Annotated in this window: 5 protein-coding genes; 1 reads left to right on the forward strand and 4 read right to left on the reverse strand. The window is 65.5% G+C overall.

What is annotated here, in order from left to right; translation table 11 throughout:
* Window positions 1-242 precede the first annotated feature (242 nt).
* The gene (locus AC5JJ6_RS00165; RefSeq protein WP_496040097.1) at window positions 243-875 is read left to right on the forward strand and encodes a hypothetical protein; all 633 of its coding nucleotides are present in this window, start codon (window positions 243-245) and stop codon (window positions 873-875) included.
* Between the two features lie 6 nt (window positions 876-881).
* On the opposite strand, the gene AC5JJ6_RS00170 is transcribed toward AC5JJ6_RS00165, so the two are convergent.
* From AC5JJ6_RS00170 to AC5JJ6_RS00185, 4 genes are all read right to left on the reverse strand, one after another.
* Window positions 882-1463, reverse strand: a complete 582-nt coding sequence (locus AC5JJ6_RS00170) for a PQQ-dependent catabolism-associated CXXCW motif protein (protein ID WP_496040098.1) — start codon at window positions 1461-1463, stop codon at window positions 882-884.
* The gene (locus AC5JJ6_RS00175; protein WP_496040099.1) at window positions 1460-2287 is read right to left on the reverse strand and encodes a quinoprotein dehydrogenase-associated putative ABC transporter substrate-binding protein; all 828 of its coding nucleotides are present in this window, start codon (window positions 2285-2287) and stop codon (window positions 1460-1462) included. The genes AC5JJ6_RS00170 and AC5JJ6_RS00175 overlap by 4 nt, the downstream gene beginning before the upstream one ends.
* A 28-nt stretch (window positions 2288-2315) precedes the next feature.
* Window positions 2316-2762 (reverse strand): c-type cytochrome, encoded by a 447-nt coding sequence (locus AC5JJ6_RS00180; protein WP_496040100.1) that lies wholly within the window; start codon window positions 2760-2762, stop codon window positions 2316-2318.
* 151 nt (window positions 2763-2913) lie between these two features.
* The coding region (locus AC5JJ6_RS00185; RefSeq protein ID WP_496040101.1) for a methanol/ethanol family PQQ-dependent dehydrogenase at window positions 2914-4590 on the reverse strand (1677 nt) is incomplete at its 5' end.

Consider the following 4590-nt stretch of genomic DNA (forward strand, 5'->3'; position numbering starts at 1 on the left):
TGGCCCTGATGCGTTCGGCCTGGGCGGGCGTGTTCGGCTCGCCGCTGGTGTCCTGCAACTCGATATCGAAGACGGCGGCGCGGGTGACGGCATAGGCAGGAAAGACCGGCAGCAGAAGCGCTAACAGCAGCGCAATCGGGCGAAACATCGGTGTATACTTCCTTTGTGAACTATCTATAGCGCAGCACGGCTGCGGCGAGCGACGACGGAAAACGACAACAAAAGCGACTTTGGGGAACGAAATGCGTTTCTGGCGTACCATCAGGCCTCTCCTGTCCTCGACGATCGTCCTGACGGCACTCACCGGGACTGCCGGGGCTCAGCCTCGGGTCGAGACGCCGCCGGACTGGCCCTGCGTTCAGGTATTCGTGCCGACGCTTTCGGCGGCGTCGATCTGGGCCGGTCCTCCGATCAACGACTACCTCAAGACCTGGACGGACAACCCTGACGTGGCATCCCTTGCGACGCGGGCCGTTTCCCGCTCCGTGCCCGAAGAGGAGGCGACCCAGGCGCTGGACAGCTTCGCCGAATCGGTCAAGGACAACCGCGAACAGACGCTGACCATGCTGTTCGCCGGGATCTTCGACGAGGCGAACCGGACGCGGGGCAAGGCGATCGACGGTATCCGCCGGTTTTCCCGCGCCCAGCAGGAACAGCTCCGCAACATGAACGCCACCCTCGGGGAGCTCGACCGCGTCCGCGCGGCGCAGCCCCAGGACGAGGCGAAAATGAAGGAACTGACCGAACGGCTCGCGTGGCAGCGCCGCATCGTCGAGGAGCGTCAGCGCTCGCTGGGCGCTCTCTGCGAGCAGCCCGTCATCGTCGAGCGGCGGCTGGGCACCCTGGCGCGGACCATCGCCAGCCACATGGAATGACGGCACCTAAGGAGCCCCGCCCGGCGCCGGCCGGAGCGGGGCGAGCTTAAGCCCGGCCTTTTCCCAGCCTGCCGCACCTTCCGGGTAGTAAAGCACCGCGCTGTAGCCGTATTCGACCGCCCGAAGCGCCGCGTTCCACGACATCCAGCAGGCGGGTTCGCAGAAGAACACCAGCGGACGGTCCAGCCGGCCCCCCGTGAGGCGTTGGAGGTTGTCGCGGAAATACGCCTCGATGCCGTCGGGCAGGGCGCCGTAGCCGGTATTGGGCAGCCAGACCGCTCCGGGGATGGTGTCGCGCGCCTTCGGTATCCAGATGGAGTCGGCGGGAAGACCGGCAGGCCTGGGCGGGGCCGGGTAGACGTCGATCAGGACGGCCTCGCCGCCCCGCGCAAGTTCCTCGACTTCGGCGGTCGTGACCGTCCGGGCTCCGGGAACGGTCGCCGGGGTGGGCGACCGGTAGTCCGACATCCGGTACTCGGCGGCGGAACCGGCGGAGGACAGCCCCGGAAGCAAGGCCGCTGCCGGAACAAGGGGCGCCGCCAGAAGAAAGGCCGCCGCGAACAGGGCGGCGGCCGGCCGGATCGTCACTGCGCTACGCTGGCGGACTGCAACTTGCCATTGGAGGACAGCAGCGGCACATGGTACTGGGCCAGCACCGCGTCGATGTCGCCCTGGCGGCGCGCGATGAAGTCGTTCAGCCAGTGCTTCCACTCCGGCTCCTCTCCCCGGACGCCCATCGTGATGGAGAAGTCCAGTCTGGTGCCCTTCTCGTCCACCAGCGGGACGACCGCCAGCTTGGTCGGCTGAAGCGAGGCGAAGTAGCCGGCGATCGGACCCCAGATGACGGTGGCGTCGGTCTTGCCCGTTCCGACATCCTCGATCGCCCGGCGGGCCGGGTTGTCCTGCCGGGTATCGATGTCGAGCTCGTAGGGCTCCAGCTTGGAGATCTTGTTCATGGTCACGACGGTGGCGCCGGGAGTCTTGGTGACGATGCCGAAACGCAGGTCGCGCAAGGCCGGATCGCCGACCGACTTGGCCTGAAGACCGGCGCCTTCCCGGTATACGAGGCTGTAGACCGACCGGTAATACGGATTGGTGTTCTGCATCAGGCCTTCGCCGGATGCCGCCCCCATGACGATGTCGCACTTGCGGGCGCGCAGCGTGCTGCGGACGAAGCCGATCGTCTGCGGCCACCACGTATAGACGACGGGAACGCCCAGCTCCTCGCCGATCATCGCGGCGATCTTGTTCTCGAACCCTTCCAGCTTGTCGTTGGAGAAGGGCAGGAGGTTGGGATCGGCGCAGACGCGAAGCGCATCGGGCTTTACGAATTCAGCCGCCTTGACCGTGTCTGTGGCCGCCGCTCCCGCCGCCAGGAAGGCGGCGGCGGCTATCCAGGATCTTGCCATCATATGTCGGACCTCCGTGACGCCATACGCGTCACTTCTTGATTCGCTCGGGCCGGCCGCGATCGATCTTCCCGTCGGAGCGCGCCTTCAGGTAGCCGTAGATATCGGCGACATGCAGCATGACGTTCTGGTCTGTGCCGAAGGACGGCATCACGCGCTGGCCGCTGGCGCCCTTCTCGGCCTTGCCGTTGGCGATGATCTCGGAAAACTTGTCGTAGTCGAGCACCTTCAGCGAATCGACCAGGGCAGGGGCGAAGGACCCGCCGAGGCCGTCAGGTCCATGGCAGACATGGCAGGAAGAGTGATAGCGCCGAAAGCCGTTGTATGTTCCCTGATCGACCTTGCCGTCTTCGATGATGTAAGGCTTGTCATAGGGATCGGTTTCTTTTTCGGCCTCCTGGGCGTGGAGGGTTCCGGCAGCGATGAAGAGACAGGCGGCGCCGGCAGTCACGACCCGCGTAAGGCTGGAAAAGTTCATGGCGTTCAGTATCCGGTAAAGCAGGCCGGCGTCCCCGCCCGCGGAGGGACGGGAACACCGGGAGTTTTGTCAGATCATCGTCTTCTTGAGACCGCGCACCCTCCGGTCACCCGGAGGAAGCGCGGTCTGGTTGCCCATTTTCAGAGGACTGTCAGTCCGGCAGGGTGAAGACGGTCAGCACGCCGCCCAGGTTGGTGTACTGGCCGAGCGAAGCGTGCGCGCCGACGGCGCCCAGGCCCGCATGCGGATCGTTCAGGCCAGCCGCCAGACCGATGCCGGCCCAGCCGCCGATGCCCGACAGCACGGCGATGTGCTGCTTGCCGCCGGCGACGAAGGTGTTGATGTTGCCGATGATGCCGGACGGGGTCTTGAAGCGGTACAGCTCCTTGCCGTCCTTCATGTCGACCGCCACCAGATAGCCTTCGAGCGTGCCGTAGAAGGCGACGCCGCCCTTAGTGGTCAAAGCACCGCTCCACACCGCGAACGCTTCCGGCTTCGACCAGACGATCTTGCCGGTGGTGGCGTCGAAGGCGATGAAGTTGCCCATGCCGCCGTGCGAGTTCGGCGCCGGATACATCGACAGCGTCGCCCCGACATAGGGCTGGCCGGCGCTGTACGAGACTTCGAACGGCTCGTAGTCCATGCAGATGTGGTTGGTCGGCACGTAGAACATGCCGGTGTCCGGCGAGTACGACGCCGGCTGCTGGTCCTTGGAGCCGAGCGCCGCCGGGCAGATGCCTTCGGAGTTGGTGTCGGCGCCGTTGGCGAAGGTGCTGAACTTGTCGACCACGGCCGGACGGCCGGTCTTCATGTCGACATGGGTCGCCCAGTTGACGCTCGGGTCGTACTTCTCGGCCACCAGCAGCTCGCCGGTCACGCGGTCGAGCGTGTAGGCGAAGCCGTTGCGGTCGAAGTTGACCAGGGCCTTGACCGGCTTGCCCTTGACGGTGATGTCGGCGAGGATGTTCTCGTTGACGCCGTCATAGTCCCACTCGTCGAACGGGGTCTTCTGGAACACCCACTTGACCGCACCGGTGTCGGCATCGCGGGCGAAGATCGACATCGACCACTTGTTGTCGCTGCCTTCGCGCTTGCCGTCCTTGGCGCGCTGCGCCGGGTTCCAGGTGCCGGGGTTGCCGGTGCCGTAGTATATCAGGTTCAGCTCGGGATCGTAGGTGTACCAGCCCCAGGTGGTGCCGCCGCCGATCTTCCACTCGTCGCCGTTCCAGGTCGACACGCCCAGGTCCCGGTCGCCGATCGGCTTGCCGAGCATGGTGGTCTTCTGCGGGTCGATCATGACGTCCTTGTCGGGACCGGTCGAGTAGGCCCGCCAGATCTGCTTGCCGTCCTTGATGTTGTAGGCGGTCAGGTGACCACGGACGCCGAACTCGCCGCCGGAGATGCCGACGAAGATCTTGTCCTTGACGACCACCGGGTTGGCGGTCAGCGTCTCGCCCTTGCCGGCGTCGCCGTTCTTGACCTTCCACACCTCTTCGCCGGTCTTGGCGTCGAGCGCCACAACCGTGTTGTCGGCCTGACCGAAGAAGATCTTGCCGTCGGCGTAGGTCACGCCGCGGTTGACGGTGTCGCAGCACATCACCGGGATCACGTTGGGATCCTGGCGCGGCTCGTACTTCCAGAGGATCTTGCCCTTCTCCTTGATCGAGAGGGCGTATACCAGGTTGGGGAACGGCGTGTGGACGTACATGACGTCGCCGATCACCAGCGGGCCGCCTTCGTGGCCGCGCAGGACGCCGGTGGAGAAGCTCCAGTCGACCTTCAGGTTCTTGACGTTCTGCGTGGTGATCTGGTCGAGCGGGCTATAGCG

Source organism: Skermanella sp. (assembly GCF_059503625.1).

Bases quoted from the DNA above. Each gene is read 5' to 3' on its own strand.
- AC5JJ6_RS00165 (WP_496040097.1), top strand. From the start codon at position 243: ATGCGTTTCTGGCGTACCATCAGGCCTCTCCTGTCCTCGACGATCGTC.
- AC5JJ6_RS00175 (WP_496040099.1), bottom strand. From the start codon at position 2,287: ATGATGGCAAGATCCTGGATAGCCGCCGCCGCCTTCCTGGCGGCGGGA.
- AC5JJ6_RS00180 (WP_496040100.1), bottom strand. From the start codon at position 2,762: ATGAACTTTTCCAGCCTTACGCGGGTCGTGACTGCCGGCGCCGCCTGT.